The sequence below is a fragment of the Xanthomonas phaseoli pv. dieffenbachiae genome, assembly GCF_008639345.1.
Classification (GTDB): domain Bacteria; phylum Pseudomonadota; class Gammaproteobacteria; order Xanthomonadales; family Xanthomonadaceae; genus Xanthomonas; species Xanthomonas phaseoli.
This window is the reverse complement of record NZ_CP041380.1, coordinates 984,029-999,937: the sequence shown is the minus strand read 5'-3', so window position 1 is coordinate 999,937 and position 15,909 is coordinate 984,029. Positions and strand designations below refer to the sequence as shown.

The following is a 15,909-nucleotide window of genomic DNA, read 5'->3' as shown; positions in this document are numbered from 1 at the left end:
CAAGCGCCAAGACCGTGCCCTCCGATACCTTCATAAGTACCAACCGTACGTCTTGGACGCCGGTAGCCAGCGCTATACGAGGCCCCAAGCACGACTATCAAACCGTAGCGAGCAGTCGCTGATGCGTACGTAGCGCGCACGGTGCGAAGACACCGGAGGACATGCGGATGCCGAGCACCGGCCGCACCGCTTGGCGACCGTGCAAGCGGTCTTGGCCGCGCTAGATGCTGGCCGCAGGCTCGCCGTCTTCGGCGCCCGGCGAGCGCACGCTCTCCTGTGCAATCGGCTCGGCAGGGCGTGATGGCGTTCTTTCCTGCGTCGCGATTTCGGCGCGCAGCCTCGGCAAGGCATAGGCATGCTCGCGGGTCAGGAAATCGATCATGCGTTCGCGCACCAGGCAGCGCAGATCGAAGGCATCGCCCGAATTGCGTGCGCTGACCAGCAGTCGCACCTGGATGGTGTTGTCGCTGGTGTCGGTAATCTGGGTCACGCACACGCGGCCATCCCATAGCGGTTCGCTGTGGCAAATACGCTCCAGCTCCGCACGTACCGCTGCAATCGGCGTGCGGTAATCCAGCCACAGGAACGCGGTGCCGAGCAGATCGGCACTGCTGCGCGTCCAGTTCTGAAACGGGTTTTCGATCCACCAGGTCAGCGGCACCACCATGCGGCGCTCGTCCCAGATCCGTACCACCACGTACGAGCTGCCGATCTCTTCGATGCGGCCCCACTCGCCCTCCACGATCACCACATCGTCCAGGCGAATGGGCTGGGTCAGTGCAATCTGCAAGCCGGCGATCAGGTTGCCGAACACCGGCTTGGCCGCGATACCGGCCACCAGCCCGATGATGCCGGCCGACGCCAGCAAGGTCTTGCCGATCTGGCGCACCTGCGGGAAGGTCAGCAGCACCACCGAAATGCCGAGCAAGATCACCGTGCCCATCAGCACGCGGCTCAGCACCCGCGCCTGGGTCTGGATGCGCCGTGCGGTGAGGTTGTCCGACACCTCGATCGGGTTGCTGCGCAAGATCGCCGCTTCGCCGGCGGCCACCGCGCGTACCAGCAGCCAGGTGACGCAGCCGACGATTCCCAGGTGCAGCAGATGCTGCACCGCTGCCAGCGCCTTGCCGGCCAACGGGGTCGCTTCGGTGGCAATCCCCAGAAACAGCAACGGCAGGATAAATGCCGCCGGCAGCGTGATCACGCGAATGATGCGCGCGCGGCGGTAGTCGCGGCCCTGCATGCGGCGAAACAGCCACAGCATCAACGACCAGGTAACGATGCCCGCCAGCAGCGAGGCACCGAGCGGAATTGCGTATTCGCGGATGACGTTCCAATCGGCAGTCAAACCGTTCCTCCTGTGGGGGAAAGAGGGATGGCTGCCAGAGCATGCCGCACGCGGCATGAGCATCACGTCATGCGCATACGCCGATCATGCGCGCAGCGGCTGCGAGGCCACCTGTTGCTGCTTGCGCACGATCGCCATCGCAATTTCCAGCGACTGTTCGTAGTTCAGACGCGGATCCACGCTGGAGCGATACGCCCGTTCCAGATCGCGCTCGGTGAGCTCGCGCGCACCGCCGGTGCATTCGGTGACATCTTCGCCGGTGAGTTCCAGATGCACGCCGCCCAGCCGCGTGCCGGCGGCCGCGTGCAGATCGAACGAGGTCTCCACTTCGTTGCGAATATTGTCGAAGCGCCGCGTTTTGTAGCCATTTCCGGTGCTTTCGGTATTGCCATGCATCGCATCGCACACCCATAGCACCCGCCGCCCGTCGCGCTTGACCGCATCCAGCAACGGCGGCAACTTCTCGGCGATCTGCGCCGCGCCCATGCGATGGATGAAGCTCAAACGCCCGGGCTCGTCCTCGGGATTGAGCACATCGATCAGGCGCAAGAGCTGGTCAGGCTGCACCGACGGCCCGACCTTGATCGCAATCGGGTTACGCACGCCACGCAGGTATTCCACGTGCGCGCCATCCAGCGCGGCCGTCCGCATCCCGATCCATGGGTAATGCGTGCTCAGATTGAACCAGCCCCACTGGCGCGGCACCTGACGGGTCAGGCCTTCTTCGTACGGCAGCAACAAGGCCTCGTGCGAGGTGTAGAAATCGATGCGATTGAGGTTGTATACCTCTGCCCCGGACAGCGTTTCCATGAAGCGCACGGCGTCGCCGATCGAGGCCACCATCTTCTGGTAGTCCGCCGCCAGCGGCGAATAGCCCACCCAGTCCAGATTCCAGTATTCGGGGTGATGCAGGTCGGCGAAGCCGCCGTCGATCAACGCGCGCACGAAGTTCATCGTCATTGCCGAGCGCGAATGCGCGGTGATCATGCGACGCGGATCGGGCACGCGCGCGGCCTCGGTAAAGTCCGGCGCGTTGATCACATCGCCGCGATAGCTCGGCAAGGTCACCCCATCGCGCGTTTCGGTGTCGGCCGAGCGCGGCTTGGCGTATTGCCCGGCAAAGCGCCCCACCCGCACCACCGGCAAATGCAGGCCATGCACCAGCACCAGGCTCATTTGCAGCAGCACCTTCAACCGGTTGGAGATGGTGCCCGATTCGCAATCGCTGAAATTTTCAGCGCAATCGCCACCCTGCAGCAGGAAGCGTTTGCCTTCCTGCGCTTCGGCCAACTGGCGCTTGAGCGCAAAGATTTCCCACGAGGTCACCAGCGGCGGCAGCCGCCCCAACTCGTGCATGGCCGCCTGCAGCGCGCGCTCATCCGGGTACACCGGCAGCTGCAATGCAGGTTTGCCGCGCCAGCTGTCCGGTGCCCACGCTGCGGCGGCCGAATCGGTAGCGGAAGTGGCAACAGGAAGATTCATGAAAGGACTCCTAGGCAGCCTGCGATGTTCGCAGAGCCGGAATGCTACGCAAAGCGCCGGGAGGCCAGTGGCACCGAATTGCCGCCAAATCCGTCCAACGCGCTTATCGCGCGCAGGCGCTTGGACCTGAACAGCAAACAACATTGCCTGTCGAGCCATGACTTTCGACCTACGCTAGCGCTCGCCAAAGCGCTCAACGTTACAAGGTAACAATACCTCCCCTCACCCGCCCCGCGAAACCGCCATGACTCCTCGTCTCCTGTCTGCCGCCATTACCGCCGCCCTGCTGGCAGCCCCCATCGGTATGGCGTTTGCTGCCGATGCCGACGCCGAACGCACGACCGATCTGGACACGGTCAATGTGATCGCCAAGCTCGAGGCGGCGCGCAATGCCCTGTCGCCGGACATCGGCAGCAGCCAATTCGCCATCACCGCTGACGACATCGATCGCCTGCCGCTCGGCGCGGCGACCCCACTCAATCAGGTCCTGCTGCAAGCCCCGGGCGTGGTGCAGGATTCCTACGGCGGCATCCACGTGCGCGGCGACCACGCCAACCTGCAGTACCGCATCAACGGCGTGATCATTCCCGAATCCATCTCCGGCTTCGGCCAGAGCCTGGAGCCCCGCATCATCAAGAACCTCAAGCTGCTCGATGGCGCGTTGCCGGCACAGTTCGGCGACCGCACCGCTGCGGTGGTCGACATCACCACCAAGAGCGGTGCCGAACTCGGCAATGGCGGTAGCGTCGGTATCACCGCCGGGTCATTCGGCACCATCAACCCCAACGCCTCGCTGTGGGGCAGCAGCGGGCGTTGGAGCTGGTTCGTCAGCGGCGATTACGACCAGAACAAGAATGGCCTGGAAAACCCGGTCGACAGCCTCAACCCCCTCCATGACAAAACCCATCAGGGCAAGGGCTTCGCCGATCTGACCTACCTGGTCAACGACAACACCCGTCTCAGCCTGCTCGTCGGCTACGCGAACAATCGCTTCCAGATCCCCAACAATCCAGGGCAGACGCCGGCCTTCGATTACCTGGGCACCACCGATTTCGACTCCTCGCGCCTGGACGAGAACCAGCGCGAAAACACCCGCTTCGGCACCCTGGCCCTGCAAGGCACGCTCGGCGACACCAACTATCAGCTCTCCGCCGGCCAGCGTTACAGCAACGTCGCCTTCTCCCCCGACGTTGCCGGCGACCTGATCTTCAACGGCATCGCCTCGCAGGTGGACCGCAGCAACCGCGCCAATACCGTGCAGGCGGATTTCGCGACGCCATGGGGCGGCTCGCACACGCTGCGCTACGGCGTGTATGGCAATTTCGAACACGCCATCGCCAGCAACAATTCGTATGTCTTCCCCGCCAACGACGACGGCAGCCAGAGCAGTAACGTGCCACTGTTCATTCCCGACGGCAGCCGTTTCCATGCCAGCACCTACGCGCTCTACCTGCAGGACGAGTGGAAGATCGGCGAGGACTGGACCGTCAATTACGGGCTGCGCGGCGACAAATACAAGGCCTTCGGCGCGACCGAAGGTCAGCTCAGCCCGCGCCTGGGCGTCATCTGGCGCGCCAGCGACAGCACCACCCTGCACGCCGGATACGCGCGTTACTTCACCCCACCGGCCAGCGAGCTGATCTCCACCAGCGACATCGCGCTCTACGACGGCACCACCAACCAACAGTCGGCCGGTGACGGCCCGACCACGCCACTGAGCGAGCGTAGCGACTACTACGACCTGGGCATCTCGCAAGTGGTCACCGACCATCTGACGCTCGGCCTGGACACCTATTACCGCAAGGCAGACCGGCTCCAGGACGAAGGCCAGTTCGGTGCCGCCTATATCTATTCCACCTTCAATTACCGCTATGGCCGCATCCGCGGCGCCGAATTCAGTGCCGACTACACTAACGGGCCGGTGACGGCGTATTTCAATCTTGCCTACAGCAAAGCCATGGGCAAGCGGGTCATGACCAGCCTGTACAATTTCGATCCGGATGCGCTGGCCTATACCTACGACAATTGGATCCACCTGGATCACGACCAGAAGCTGACCTCTTCCGGCGGCATCAACTACGCCTTCAGCGAAGGCAGCAAGGTCGGCCTCAACTATCTGTTCGGCAGCGGCTTGCGCACCGATACCGACACTGTGCCCAACGGCGCTTCGCTTCCGTCGTACTTCCAGTTGAACGCCAGCGTCGGCCACGACTTCGACGTCAATACGCATCCGCTGCACGTGCAATTGGCCGCAGTCAATGTCCTCAACCGCAGCTACCAGTTGCGCGATGGCGGCGGTATCGGCGTCTTCGCGCCACAGTGGGCGCCGCGCCGCGGCGTCTATGTGAGCCTGCAACAGGACTTCTGATGCGGTGCAAGGCAACGGATGGAACGGTGCATAACCGGCCCATTCGTTGCCGAAGTCCGATGACCGAGCCTAGCGAGCAGCTGGCCACGCTGCCTACCGCCCGCATGCGGGATGCGCATCGTTTGGCAGACGCATGCATCGGCTCATTGATTCGAGCGGTGCCGCGATCCAACGGCGATCCACCAGCGCTGGCCAGCGGAAAGAGCCAGGAATCAGTCACGCCTTCGATGTCCTCATTGGCGCTCGCGGTCGACACGCCGCAGACGCGTACAAAAGCGGCAGCAGCAGCCGTAGCGGTAGCAGTAGCGGCAGCGGCAGCGGCGTCCAGCACCAAGGCCTGGAAGCAGACGCGCCGGCCCAACGCAGCGCAGGCCGGCCACCTTGCGACGAACCAAGGTGCCTGACCTGCAGCGGATCAGGCGCCCCTTCTACCCGCCAATCACGCATCAGCGTCGCCTAGGTGACGCACAGCACCCGTTGACCATCACGATGACCCTGCACGCCTACCAGGCTGCCGCAGGGCACTGCAACGCACCGGAGCCGTTAGTGATGGACCGAGCTACGCCGCGCCTTGAAGCCCGCGTACAGCGCCCACAACGCCAACCCCACGAACCACACCATGCTCCACATCGGCATGCTCAACCCGAGGAAGCGCCAATCGATATTGCCGCAGTCGCCGGTGCCGGTCAGCACGGTGCGGAACACCTCGAAGGGCCCCATCGTCTCGCTCAGAAAGCTCAACGGCGGCCCGCACGAAGACATCATGTCCTTGGGCCGGATCTGCACCCACACATGCCGCGCAGCGATGCCCATGCCCACGCCTGCGGCGATGAAACTCAAGACCCCATAGACCTTGCGCCCGGCGGCGGCACGCGGCCCATGCAGTGCGCCGAGCAGAAAAAACACTGCCAGCGCCGCGAAGGCGATCCGTTGGAAGATGCACAGCGGGCACGGCTCCAGACCCAGATGCAACTGCACATAGATCGCGTAAGCCAGCAATCCTGCGCATGCAAGAAAGCCCAGCAGAAACTGCGCCCGGAAACTCCAACGAAATGGATTCATCGTCACTGCTTGCCTTGGGTCAGGTTGTCGATTATCAGCCATCGCCACGGCCGTGACCACGCATGCTCGAACGCGCGGCCCTTCGGTCGAGGCGCCGGGAGGGATCTGCCGCATGGCGGCGACAAGGCGAGCAAGCGCTGCACGCATTACCCCAGAGGTCAGGATCACCGCATGAAACATCCAATCACGGCGACGCCGGTGCAGCCTCGGGCACCGACACGCATCGACCAAGCCGCAGGCGCGTTTCCGTGCACGCCTGCTTACCCGCATCGCCCCAGCTTGCGCAGCACGCGCCGGCCGACTGATAGAGCCAACAGCGTTCAGCACCCAACCCATTCGACTGGCAATAAAAAAGCCCGGCGCGTGCCGGGCTTTTTCGAGAATCTTTACAGAGGCGATCCGATTACTCGGCCACTTCTTCGGCAACGACCGGACGGTCGACCAGCTCGACATACGCCATCGGCGCATTGTCACCAGCACGGAAGCCGGCCTTCAGGATACGCAGGTAGCCGCCGGGACGGGTCGCATAACGCGGGCCCAATTCGACGAACAGCTTGCCCACCGCTTCCTTGTCGCGCAGGCGAGCGAACGCCAGACGACGATTGGCAACGCCATCGACCTTGCCGATCGTGATCAGCGGCTCGGCGACGCGACGCAGTTCCTTGGCCTTCGGCAAGGTGGTCTTGATCAGCTCGTGCTTGAACAGCGAAGCGGCCATATTGCGGAACATGGCTTCGCGGTGCGCGCTGGTACGGTTGAACTTACGACCGGATTTCTGGTGACGCATGAGTGTGATTTCCTAAGGAATATTGAGACTGCTTCAGTGACGTTGTCGCCATCCTGGCGTTGTTGAATGGACTGCGGTTGGTCCGAGCCGGCCGTCCTTGAACCGGATGTCATCGCAGGCTTTAACCCGTCGATGTAGAAAAACGAACATGGGCGCCCGAAGACGCCCATGCCTTGATGCATTAACCAAGCATGCCGTGCTGGGCGACGCCGGCCGGCGGCCAGTTCTCCAGCTTCATGCCCAGCGCAAGGCCGCGCTGTGCCAGCACTTCCTTGATTTCGGTGAGCGACTTCTTGCCCAGGTTCGGGGTCTTGAGCAGCTCCACTTCGGTCTTCTGGATCAGATCGCCGATGTAATAGATGCTCTCGGCCTTGAGGCAGTTGGCCGAACGCACGGTCAGCTCGAGGTCGTCGATCGGGCGCAGCAGCACCGGATCCACACCGCTGGCAGCCGGCTTGGCCGCACCGCGATCGCGGTGGGTGAAATCGCCGAATACCGACAGCTGATCGCTGAGGATGTCGGCGGCGGTGCGCACGGCTTCCTCGGCATCGATCGTGCCGTTGGTTTCGATATCGATGACCAGCTTGTCGAGGTCGGTACGCTGTTCAACGCGCGCAGCTTCCACGGCGTAGGCAACGCGACGCACCGGCGAGAACGACGCATCCAGCATCAGACGACCGATGGTACGGGTCTCTTCATCCGGACGACGACGTGCAGCAGCCGGCTGGTAGCCGAAACCACGCTCGATCTTCAAGCGCATGTTCAGCGCGGTGTCTTTGGTCAGGTGGCAGATCACATGGTCGCCGTTGATGATCTCGACGTTGTGATCGGTCCTGATGTCTGCCGCAGTGACCGTACCCGGACCCTGCTTGGACAGCGACAGCGTGGCGCTATCGCCACTATGCATGCGAATGGCCACGTCTTTCAGGTTCAGCAGGACGTCGAGCACGTCTTCCTGCAGACCTTCGACCGTGGTGTACTCGTGCAGCACGCCGTCGATCTCGACCTCGGTGATCGCAAAACCGGGGATCGACGACAACAACACACGACGCAGGGCATTGCCCAACGTGTGCCCGTAACCGCGCTCCAAGGGTTCGATCACGACCTTGGCACGGTTGTCGGTAAGACGTTCGATCTGCGGACCACGGGGGCGCAGAACCTGGTTGGCGGTAACCGTCATGTTGCGGGGTCTCCTGCGAACCTCCGGCAGTACCGGAGGTTCTCCAATGTGAATTACTTCGAATACAACTCGACGATCAGCGCTTCGTTGATATCCGAAGGCAGGTCAGCGCGATCCGGAACGGCCTTGAACACGCCGCTGAACTTCTTCGAATCGACTTCAACCCACGACGGCGTCATGTCGTGCTGCTCAGCCACGGTCAGGGCTTCCTGCACGCGGAGCTGCTTCTGTGCCTTTTCCGACAGCGTGATCGCATCGCCGGCCTTGATCTGGTACGAGGCCAGGTTCACCGACTTGCCGTTGACCAGCACGCCACGGTGCGACACCAGCTGGCGCGCAGCCGGACGGGTGACGGCAAAGCCCATGCGATAGCAGACGTTGTCCAGACGGGTTTCCAACAACTGCAGCAGGTTCTCGCCGGTGTTGCCCTTCTTGGTAGAGGCCTTCTTGTAGTAGTTGCGGAACTGACGTTCCAGCAGACCGTAGATACGCTTGACCTTCTGCTTTTCGCGCAGCTGGGTGGCGTAGTCGGAGAGCTTGCCCTTGCGAGCCGCGCCGTGCTGGCCGGGCTTCTGCTCAAGCTTGCACTTGGAGTCCAGCGCACGCGCCGGGCTCTTGAGGGAAAGGTCGGCGCCTTCGCGACGCGCGAGCTTACAGGTAGGACCGATATAACGAGCCATTTCTTATCGCTCCCTTTAGACGCGACGCTTCTTCGGCGGACGGCACCCGTTGTGCGGGATTGGCGTCACGTCGATGATGTTGGTGATCTTGTAGCCCACGTTGTTCAACGAACGCACGGCCGACTCACGGCCCGGACCCGGACCCTTGATACGCACTTCCAGCGACTTCACGCCGTAATCGAGCGCAGCGCGGCCAGCCTTCTCGGCGGCAACCTGGGCAGCGAACGGGGTCGACTTACGCGAACCACGGAAACCGGCGCCGCCGGACGTAGCCCACGACAGTGCATTGCCCTGGCGATCGGTGATGGTGACGATGGTGTTGTTGAACGAAGCGTGGACGTGAGCGACGCCGTCAGTGATGACGCGCTTGATCTTCTTCTTCGTTTTCTTTTCTGCTGGCTTGGCCATGATCTATCCCTTACTTCCTGATCGCCTTGCGCGGACCCTTGCGGGTGCGGGCGTTGGTACGGGTGCGCTGACCACGCAGCGGGAGACCACGGCGATGACGCAGGCCGCGATAGCAGCCCAGGTCCATCAGTCGCTTGATCGCGATACCGATTTCGCGGCGCAGGTCGCCTTCGACGACATACTTGCCGACTTCGGCGCGCAGGCGCTCGATTTCGGGTTCGGACAGATCACGAATCTTCGTGGTCGAGGTAACGCCTGCGGATTTGCAGAGCTTCTTCGAACGGGTACGGCCGATGCCGTAGATGCTTTGCAACCCGACCCAGACGTGCTTCTGGGCTGGCAGGTTGACGCCTGCAATACGCGCCATGACGCGATTCTCCAACTGAGTGATGGCCCGACAGCGCCCAGGCGCCATCCGGCAGGATGGATCAAAAGTGAACTCGGAATTATAGCAAGGCCTCGGATTGCTTTGAAGCCCGTGGAACCAAAGGTTCCATGGACCCGGCGTGGGGAGTGTGCCCTCGCTCCGGCGCCGGACGGTGTTGATCCAGAAAACCGCTCTGAATCGCCTGTGCTACTCCCGCACAAGACCACCCCGTCACACCCGCGCGCGAGACGTCGCGCGAGCCGCCCTTCTGATCGGAAGATCGTGGCCCGGGAACCAGGCCGTCTTCACGCAATGAAGATCTAGTGTACCACTTAACCGCGCGCAAGACCGCCGCGTGACCCACCCTTCAGGTTGGCCTTCTTCAGCAAGCTCTCATACTGGTGCGACATCAAGTGCGCCTGAATCTGCGCAATGAAGTCCATCACCACCACTACCGCGATCAACAGCGAAGTGCCACCGAAGTGGAACGAGGTACCGAGCTGCGTGCGCATGATTTCCGGCAACAGGCAAACGATCACCAGGTACAACGAACCGGCTGCGGTCAGACGCGTCAGCACGCCATCGACATAATCAGCGGTCGCCTTGCCAGGACGGATGCCCGGAATCAGTGCGCCCGACTTCTTGAGGTTGTCCGCGGTTTCCTGCGAGTTGAACACCAGCGCGGTATAGAAGAACGCAAAACCAATAATCAGCGCAGCGAAGACCAGCATGTGCACCGGCTCACCGGGCCCAAGCGCATTGGCAATCTTCTGCAGCCACGACCCCACCCCACCCGAGGCCGCCTGGCCGGACCACATCGACAGCGTCGCCGGGAATGCCAGGATGCTGGACGCGAAGATCGGCGGAATCACGCCGGCCATGTTGAGCTTCAGCGGCAGGAACGAGGTCTGGTTCATGTACGCATTGCGACCGCCCTGGCGGCGCGCGTAGTTGACCGTGATCCGGCGCTGCCCACGCTCGACAAATACGACGAACAGCGTGAACGCCAGGATCGTGATGACGATCAACAACAGCGAAATAAAGCTCAGATTGCCTTCGCGGAACGCTTCAACGGTCTGGATCGCTGCCGACGGAAGGCCTGCGACAATACCGGCGAAGATGATCAACGATACGCCGTTACCGATGCCGCGCTCGGTGACCTGCTCACCGACCCACATCAGGAAGATGGTGCCAGCGGTCAATGCGATCACCGCGGTGAGCACGAAGCCCATGCCCGGCGCATAGACCACCGGAGCGCCGCCCGGGGCGGTCTGGTTCTGCAGTGCCAGCGCGATACTGCCGCCCTGCACCACTGCCAGCAACACCGCACCGATGCGCGAATACTGGGTGATCTTGCGTCGGCCCGATTCGCCTTCCTTCTGCATCGCCTTGAGGGCGGGAAAGATATGCGTGGCCAACTGGATCACGATCGATGCCGAGATGTACGGCATCACGTTCAACGCAAAAATACTGAAACGGTGCAGGGCGCCGCCCGAGAACATGTTGAACATGTCCACGATGCCGCCGCCCTGCGCCTGCATCAACGAAAGCATGGCATCGGGATTCACGCCAGGCACCGGCACGTAGCAACCGATGCGATAGACGATCAATGCCCCGAGGACGAACAGTAGCCGCTGGCGAAGTTCCGTGAACTTGCCGAGCCCGCCACCGAGGTTACCAATGCCAGCCTGCGCCATCTGCCGATTACTCCTCTACGCTGCCGCCGGCAGCTTCGATTGCCGCCTTGGCGCCTGCGGTTGCCGCAACGCCCTTCAGCACGAACTTCTTGCTCAGCTCGCCCTTCAGCACGATCTTCGCCTTCTTGGCGCGGCTCGGGACCAAATTGGCCGCACGCAGCGCTGCGAAATCGACATCACCGGCATCCAGCTTGTCCAGCTGATACGACAGCACTTCTGCGGTATCGCGCGCCATCTTGGAGCGGAAACCGATCTTGGGCAGACGGCGCTGCATCGGGGTCTGGCCGCCTTCGAAGCCGGCCTTGATCTTGCCGCCACCCTTACGAGCGAACGAACCCTTGTGACCGCGACCAGCGGTCTTGCCGAGGCCCGAACCGATACCACGACCGACGCGGGTGCGCTCGGTACGGGCGCCGTCGGCCGGCTTGAGGTCATTAAGACGCAGAGTCATGGGATTACTCCTCAACCTTGACGAGGTAGTGAACCGTATTGATCAGGCCACGCACCTGCGGGCTGTCCTTCAGTTCACGCACATCGTTGAGCTTATTCAGGCCCAACGCACGCACCGACAGGCGGTGACGCGACTGGGTTCCACGCAGGCCACGCACCAGGCGCACCTTCACGGTCTTGTTGGTGTCCTTAGCCATGGTTGAGCTCCTCCACCTTCTTGCCGCGCTTGGCCGCAACGCGTGCCGGCGACTGCACTTCCGACAGACCCTTCAGAGTCGCGCGGACCAGGTTGACCGGATTACGCGAACCAACGGCCTTGGCCAGCACGTTCTTCACGCCAACCGCTTCCAGCACAGCGCGCATGGCGCCGCCCGCGATGACGCCCGTACCTTCCGAAGCCGGCTGCATGTAGACGCGTGCTGCGCCATGGCCCGACTTGACCGCATGCCACAAGGTGCCGTTGTTCAGATCGACAGTGGCCAGGTTCTTGCGCGCCTGTTCCATCGACTTCTGGATGGCGACCGGCACTTCGCGCGCCTTGCCATAGCCGAAACCGACCTTGCCCAGACCATCGCCGACCACGGTCAGCGCGGTGAAGGTGAACTGGCGACCGCCCTTGACGGTCTTGCTGACGCGATTGACCGCGACCAGCTTCTCGATCATGCCATCGTCGACTTTCTCTTCGCGGTTACGGTCGCGATCACGACCCCGCGGTGCACGTTCTTCTGCCATCTTGATTCCTTGATTGATTGAGTATGTACGGCTCGAAGCCGCTTATGGTTGTGAAGTGACGCGGTGTTCCCGATGCCGCTGCAAAAGAACGGGTCGGTCCGGCATCTTCCTGCCGGCGGTATCGCGAAGGTGGTCGATGACCACCTTCGCAGCAGTACTTAGAACTGCAGGCCGCCTTCGCGCGCCGCGTCAGCGAGCGCCTTGATGCGGCCGTGGTAACGGTAGCCCGAGCGGTCGAATGCGACCTTCTCGATACCCGCAGCCTTGGCGCGCTCGGCGATCAGCTTGCCGACCTTGGCAGCCGCATCGCTGTTCTTGCCGTTCTTCAGGCCGTCCTTGACGTCGGCCTGCAGGGTGTTCGCAGCAGCGATCACCTTGGAGCCGTCGGCAGTGAAGACCTGCGCATACAGGTGCTGGCCGGTGCGCAGCACCGATAGACGGGCAACGCCCAGCTCACGGATGTGCGCACGGGTGGACTTGGCGCGACGCAGACGGGCGATGTTCTTGTTGATGCTCATGATATTTATCCTACGAAAGCTGAAGGAAAACAGGCTTGTACATTGAAAAGTCCGGCCATGGATGGCCGGGCTCCTCGCAGAGGGACCTGCCTTACGCCTTCTTGGCTTCCTTGCGAATGATGACTTCACCGGCGTACTTCACACCCTTGCCCTTGTAGGGCTCCGGCGGACGGAAACCGCGGATCTTGGCGGCAACTTCGCCGACGCGCTGCTTGTCGGCGCCCTGGACCACGATTTCGGTCTGGCTCGGGGTCGACAGCGTGATGCCTTCCGGCGCCACGAACACCAGCGGGTGCGAGAAGCCGAGCGCCAGGCTCAGGTCCTTGCCCTGCATGGCAGCACGGTAACCGACGCCCACCAGCTCGAGCTTGCGCTCGAAGCCTTCGGAGACACCCTTGACCATATTGGCCAAAATGGCGCGCACGGTGCCGGTGAGGGCGATCTGCGACGGATCGTTAGCCGACAGCGTGGCAACGTCGCCATCGATGGCGATTTCGACACCAGCCGGCTTCGGCAGGGTCAACGTGCCCTTCGGGCCCTTGACGCTGACCAGCTCAGGCTGGACCTTGAGTTCAACACCCTTCGGGAGGGAAACAGGCTTCTTGGCTACACGGGACATGTTCGATTCCTTCCCTTAGGCCACGAAGCACAGAACTTCACCACCAACGCCGGCTTCGCGAGCCTGCGCATCGGTCATGATGCCCTTCGACGTGGAGATGATGGCGATACCCAGGCCACCGAGGACCTTGGGCAGCTCGGTCTTGCCGCGGTACTGGCGCAGACCCGAGCGCGAAAAACGCTTCAGGGTCTCGATGACCGGGCGGCCTTCGAAATACTTCAGCACGATTTCCAGTTCCGCCTTGTTGTTTTCGGTCTGGGTCACGCGCAGGTCGGTGATGTAACCCTCGTCCTTCAGGACCTGGGCGATCGCAACCTTAATCTTGGACGACGGCAATTTCACCGTCTGCTTACCAACCGCGGCCGCATTCTTGATGCGAACCAGCAGGTCGGCGATGGGATCAGTCATGCTCATGTGAGTACCTTTGAGTGCACCGATATCCGCTTTCGCGAAAATCTTGTGTTTTCCTGGGGACGGGCCAGGACCCTTGACGCCATGCCAGGCCCCTACGGGCAAGACAGAAGCGGAAGTATACGACAAAAGAGCCCGACTTGCGTCGGACTCTCGTGTTGAACAGAACCATCCTGTTCAAATCCGGCCGCGGGCGGCCGGAATGCTGTTACCAGCTTGCCTTACGCAGGCCCGGAACGTCGCCGTTCATCGTGGCCTTGCGCAGCATGTTGCGGCCCAGACCGAACTTGCGGTAGACACCGCGCGGACGACCGGACAATTCGCAACGGTTGCGATGGCGGCTCGGCGACGAATCGCGCGGCAGCTTCTGCAACTTGGTCGACGCATCGATCTTCTCTTCGTAGGACGCGTCCTGACTGGAGAGGATCTTCTTCAGCGCATCACGCTTGCCGGCGAATTTCTTCGCCAGCTTTGCACGCTTGATGTCGCGGTGGATCATGGAGGTCTTTGCCATTTCGGATGTCCTCGACGGTCAGTTACGGAACGGGAACTTGAACGCTGCCAGCAGCGCCTTCGCTTCCGCATCCGTCTTGGCGGTGGTGGTGATGGCGATATCCATACCGCGAATCGCGTCGACGGCGTCGAAGTCGATTTCCGGGAAGATGATCTGTTCTTTCACACCCATGTTGAAGTTGCCACGACCGTCGAAGGAGCGACCGGACACACCACGGAAGTCGCGCACGCGCGGCAACGAGATGTTGATCAGGCGATCCAGGAACTCGTACATCTTGGCGCGACGCAAGGTGGTCTTGCAGCCGATCGGCCAACCGTCACGGATCTTGAAGGATGCGACCGAAACGCGCGACTTGGTGACCACCGGCTTTTGACCGGAGATCTTGGCCATGTCGGCGACCGCATTTTCCAGGATCTTCTTGTTGGTAGCGGCTTCGCCCACGCCCATGTTGAGCGTGACCTTGACCAGCTTCGGCACTTCCATCGGATTGGTGTAGCCGAATTCCTTCATCAGGGCCGGCACCACGTTTTCCTTGTAAAACTTTTCGAGACGAGTGTTCATGATCTCATTCCTCAGGCGTCGAGCGCCTCACCGCTGGAGCGGAACACACGCAGTTTGCGTCCATCCTCCAGCACCTTGAAGCCAACGCGCTCGCCCTTGCCCGTTGCCGGGTTGACGATATTGACGTTGGAGATATGGATCGACGCTTCACGCTCGACCACGCCGCCGGCAACGCCTGCCTGCGGGTTCGGCTTGGTATGGCGCTTGATGACGTTGGCGTTGGAGACGATCACGCGATCGCCGTCCACACGCACCACTTCACCCTGCTTACCCTTGTCCTTGCCGGTGTTGATGACGACCTGGTCGCCCTTCTTGATACGGTTAGCCATGTGTATGTCCTCCGCTCACAGCACTTCGGGAGCGAGCGAGACGATCTTCATGAACTTCTCGGAACGCAGCTCGCGCGTCACCGGCCCGAAGATGCGGGTCCCGATCGGCTCCTGCTTATTGTTCAACAGCACAGCGGCGTTGCCATCGAAGCGGATCAGCGAACCGTCGGGACGGCGCACACCCTTGCGGGTACGCACCACGACGGCGTCGTAGACTTCGCCCTTCTTGACCTTGCCACGCGGAATGGCGTCCTTGACGGTCACCTTGATGATGTCGCCAATGTGTGCGTAACGGCGCTTTGAGCCGCCCAGCACCTTGATGCACATCACTTCCTTGGCACCCGAATTGTCGGCGACATCGAGGTAGCTCTGCATCTGGATCATGATTCAGATCTC

Annotated in this window: 22 protein-coding genes; 3 read left to right on the top strand and 19 right to left on the bottom strand. The window is 62.1% G+C overall.

Annotated elements, in window-relative coordinates:
• Window positions 1-220 precede the first annotated feature (220 nt).
• Window positions 221-1,348 (bottom strand): mechanosensitive ion channel family protein, encoded by a 1,128-nt coding sequence (locus tag FLG15_RS04660; RefSeq protein WP_057679590.1) that lies wholly within the window; start codon window positions 1,346-1,348, stop codon window positions 221-223.
• An 84-nt stretch (window positions 1,349-1,432) separates the two neighbouring features.
• Window positions 1,433-2,830, bottom strand: coding sequence for a class II 3-deoxy-7-phosphoheptulonate synthase (locus tag FLG15_RS04655; RefSeq protein ID WP_150145598.1), 1,398 nt, complete (start codon window positions 2,828-2,830; stop codon window positions 1,433-1,435).
• A gap of 24 nt (window positions 2,831-2,854) precedes the next feature.
• On the opposite strand from FLG15_RS04655, the gene FLG15_RS04650 reads away from it, so the two are divergent.
• The 3 genes from FLG15_RS04650 to FLG15_RS04640 are packed head-to-tail and all read left to right on the top strand — an operon-like array spanning window position 2,855 to window position 5,602.
• Window positions 2,855-3,040, top strand: a complete 186-nt coding sequence (locus tag FLG15_RS04650) for a hypothetical protein (protein WP_081022913.1) — start codon at window positions 2,855-2,857, stop codon at window positions 3,038-3,040.
• A 34-nt stretch (window positions 3,041-3,074) separates the two neighbouring features.
• Entirely contained in the window at window positions 3,075-5,198 is a 2,124-nt protein-coding gene (locus tag FLG15_RS04645; RefSeq protein WP_150145596.1) for a TonB-dependent receptor, read from the top strand.
• A 59-nt stretch (window positions 5,199-5,257) separates the two neighbouring features.
• Complete coding sequence (locus FLG15_RS04640) at window positions 5,258-5,602, top strand: hypothetical protein (RefSeq protein ID WP_057687037.1); 345 nt, start codon at window positions 5,258-5,260, stop codon at window positions 5,600-5,602.
• Window positions 5,603-5,741: 139 nt separating this feature from the next.
• Here the strand turns inward: FLG15_RS04640 and FLG15_RS04635 are convergent, their stop codons facing one another.
• The 17 genes from FLG15_RS04635 to rplN form a co-directional block, all read right to left on the bottom strand.
• Window positions 5,742-6,260 (bottom strand): disulfide bond formation protein B, encoded by a 519-nt coding sequence (locus FLG15_RS04635; protein ID WP_008571663.1) that lies wholly within the window; start codon window positions 6,258-6,260, stop codon window positions 5,742-5,744.
• 403 nt (window positions 6,261-6,663) lie between these two features.
• On the bottom strand, window positions 6,664-7,047 hold the full coding sequence (gene rplQ, locus FLG15_RS04630; RefSeq protein ID WP_003486665.1) for a 50S ribosomal protein L17: 384 nt from the start codon (window positions 7,045-7,047) through the stop codon (window positions 6,664-6,666).
• A gap of 181 nt (window positions 7,048-7,228) precedes the next feature.
• Entirely contained in the window at window positions 7,229-8,227 is a 999-nt protein-coding gene (locus tag FLG15_RS04625; protein WP_002811635.1) for a DNA-directed RNA polymerase subunit alpha, read from the bottom strand.
• A 53-nt stretch (window positions 8,228-8,280) separates the two neighbouring features.
• Window positions 8,281-8,907 (bottom strand): 30S ribosomal protein S4, encoded by a 627-nt coding sequence (gene rpsD / locus FLG15_RS04620; RefSeq protein ID WP_002811641.1) that lies wholly within the window; start codon window positions 8,905-8,907, stop codon window positions 8,281-8,283.
• Between the two features lie 15 nt (window positions 8,908-8,922).
• Window positions 8,923-9,315, bottom strand: coding sequence for a 30S ribosomal protein S11 (gene rpsK / locus FLG15_RS04615; protein ID WP_003486671.1), 393 nt, complete (start codon window positions 9,313-9,315; stop codon window positions 8,923-8,925).
• A 10-nt stretch (window positions 9,316-9,325) separates the two neighbouring features.
• Complete coding sequence (rpsM, locus tag FLG15_RS04610; protein ID WP_057661874.1) at window positions 9,326-9,682, bottom strand: 30S ribosomal protein S13; 357 nt, start codon at window positions 9,680-9,682, stop codon at window positions 9,326-9,328.
• Window positions 9,683-10,014: 332 nt separating this feature from the next.
• Entirely contained in the window at window positions 10,015-11,379 is a 1,365-nt protein-coding gene (gene secY / locus FLG15_RS04605) for a preprotein translocase subunit SecY (RefSeq protein ID WP_008571664.1), read from the bottom strand.
• A gap of 7 nt (window positions 11,380-11,386) precedes the next feature.
• Window positions 11,387-11,830, bottom strand: coding sequence for a 50S ribosomal protein L15 (rplO, locus tag FLG15_RS04600; RefSeq protein WP_003486676.1), 444 nt, complete (start codon window positions 11,828-11,830; stop codon window positions 11,387-11,389).
• A 4-nt stretch (window positions 11,831-11,834) separates the two neighbouring features.
• Window positions 11,835-12,026 (bottom strand): 50S ribosomal protein L30, encoded by a 192-nt coding sequence (gene rpmD, locus FLG15_RS04595; RefSeq protein WP_003486678.1) that lies wholly within the window; start codon window positions 12,024-12,026, stop codon window positions 11,835-11,837.
• Window positions 12,019-12,561: a 30S ribosomal protein S5 gene (gene rpsE / locus FLG15_RS04590; protein ID WP_150145594.1), complete on the bottom strand. Its 543-nt coding sequence runs from the start codon at window positions 12,559-12,561 to the stop codon at window positions 12,019-12,021. Before rpsE ends, rpmD begins: the two co-directional genes overlap by 8 nt.
• A 158-nt stretch (window positions 12,562-12,719) precedes the next feature.
• The gene (gene rplR, locus FLG15_RS04585) at window positions 12,720-13,079 is read right to left on the bottom strand and encodes a 50S ribosomal protein L18 (protein WP_003486684.1); all 360 of its coding nucleotides are present in this window, start codon (window positions 13,077-13,079) and stop codon (window positions 12,720-12,722) included.
• A 91-nt stretch (window positions 13,080-13,170) separates the two neighbouring features.
• On the bottom strand, window positions 13,171-13,698 hold the full coding sequence (rplF, locus tag FLG15_RS04580) for a 50S ribosomal protein L6 (protein ID WP_017156220.1): 528 nt from the start codon (window positions 13,696-13,698) through the stop codon (window positions 13,171-13,173).
• A gap of 15 nt (window positions 13,699-13,713) precedes the next feature.
• Entirely contained in the window at window positions 13,714-14,112 is a 399-nt protein-coding gene (gene rpsH, locus FLG15_RS04575) for a 30S ribosomal protein S8 (protein WP_003486688.1), read from the bottom strand.
• Between the two features lie 205 nt (window positions 14,113-14,317).
• On the bottom strand, window positions 14,318-14,623 hold the full coding sequence (gene rpsN / locus FLG15_RS04570) for a 30S ribosomal protein S14 (RefSeq protein ID WP_005917137.1): 306 nt from the start codon (window positions 14,621-14,623) through the stop codon (window positions 14,318-14,320).
• An 18-nt stretch (window positions 14,624-14,641) separates the two neighbouring features.
• A complete protein-coding gene (gene rplE, locus FLG15_RS04565; RefSeq protein ID WP_008571668.1) occupies window positions 14,642-15,184 on the bottom strand; it encodes a 50S ribosomal protein L5 in 543 nt (180 codons plus the stop codon).
• 11 nt (window positions 15,185-15,195) lie between these two features.
• Window positions 15,196-15,513 carry a 50S ribosomal protein L24 gene (gene rplX, locus FLG15_RS04560; RefSeq protein ID WP_003486696.1) on the bottom strand — a complete coding sequence of 106 codons (318 nt, stop codon included), beginning with the start codon at window positions 15,511-15,513 and terminating at the stop codon, window positions 15,196-15,198.
• A 15-nt stretch (window positions 15,514-15,528) separates the two neighbouring features.
• Entirely contained in the window at window positions 15,529-15,897 is a 369-nt protein-coding gene (rplN, locus tag FLG15_RS04555) for a 50S ribosomal protein L14 (protein ID WP_003486699.1), read from the bottom strand.
• Window positions 15,898-15,909 lie beyond the last annotated feature (12 nt).

Coding starts and splice junctions, on each gene's coding strand:
- FLG15_RS04655 (WP_150145598.1), bottom strand. CDS start 2,830: ATGAATCTTCCTGTTGCCACTTCCGCTACCGATTCGGCCGCCGCAGCG.
- FLG15_RS04650 (WP_081022913.1), top strand. CDS start 2,855: ATGTTCGCAGAGCCGGAATGCTACGCAAAGCGCCGGGAGGCCAGTGGC.
- FLG15_RS04645 (WP_150145596.1), top strand. CDS start 3,075: ATGACTCCTCGTCTCCTGTCTGCCGCCATTACCGCCGCCCTGCTGGCA.
- FLG15_RS04640 (WP_057687037.1), top strand. CDS start 5,258: ATGACCGAGCCTAGCGAGCAGCTGGCCACGCTGCCTACCGCCCGCATG.
- FLG15_RS04635 (WP_008571663.1), bottom strand. CDS start 6,260: ATGAATCCATTTCGTTGGAGTTTCCGGGCGCAGTTTCTGCTGGGCTTT.
- rplQ (WP_003486665.1), bottom strand. CDS start 7,047: ATGCGTCACCAGAAATCCGGTCGTAAGTTCAACCGTACCAGCGCGCAC.
- FLG15_RS04625 (WP_002811635.1), bottom strand. CDS start 8,227: ATGACGGTTACCGCCAACCAGGTTCTGCGCCCCCGTGGTCCGCAGATC.
- rpsD (WP_002811641.1), bottom strand. CDS start 8,907: ATGGCTCGTTATATCGGTCCTACCTGTAAGCTCGCGCGTCGCGAAGGC.
- rpsK (WP_003486671.1), bottom strand. CDS start 9,315: ATGGCCAAGCCAGCAGAAAAGAAAACGAAGAAGAAGATCAAGCGCGTC.
- rpsM (WP_057661874.1), bottom strand. CDS start 9,682: ATGGCGCGTATTGCAGGCGTCAACCTGCCAGCCCAGAAGCACGTCTGG.
- secY (WP_008571664.1), bottom strand. CDS start 11,379: ATGGCGCAGGCTGGCATTGGTAACCTCGGTGGCGGGCTCGGCAAGTTC.
- rplO (WP_003486676.1), bottom strand. CDS start 11,830: ATGACTCTGCGTCTTAATGACCTCAAGCCGGCCGACGGCGCCCGTACC.
- rpmD (WP_003486678.1), bottom strand. CDS start 12,026: ATGGCTAAGGACACCAACAAGACCGTGAAGGTGCGCCTGGTGCGTGGC.
- rpsE (WP_150145594.1), bottom strand. CDS start 12,561: ATGGCAGAAGAACGTGCACCGCGGGGTCGTGATCGCGACCGTAACCGC.
- rplR (WP_003486684.1), bottom strand. CDS start 13,079: ATGAGCATCAACAAGAACATCGCCCGTCTGCGTCGCGCCAAGTCCACC.
- rplF (WP_017156220.1), bottom strand. CDS start 13,698: ATGTCCCGTGTAGCCAAGAAGCCTGTTTCCCTCCCGAAGGGTGTTGAA.
- rpsH (WP_003486688.1), bottom strand. CDS start 14,112: ATGAGCATGACTGATCCCATCGCCGACCTGCTGGTTCGCATCAAGAAT.
- rpsN (WP_005917137.1), bottom strand. CDS start 14,623: ATGGCAAAGACCTCCATGATCCACCGCGACATCAAGCGTGCAAAGCTG.
- rplE (WP_008571668.1), bottom strand. CDS start 15,184: ATGAACACTCGTCTCGAAAAGTTTTACAAGGAAAACGTGGTGCCGGCC.
- rplX (WP_003486696.1), bottom strand. CDS start 15,513: ATGGCTAACCGTATCAAGAAGGGCGACCAGGTCGTCATCAACACCGGC.
- rplN (WP_003486699.1), bottom strand. CDS start 15,897: ATGATCCAGATGCAGAGCTACCTCGATGTCGCCGACAATTCGGGTGCC.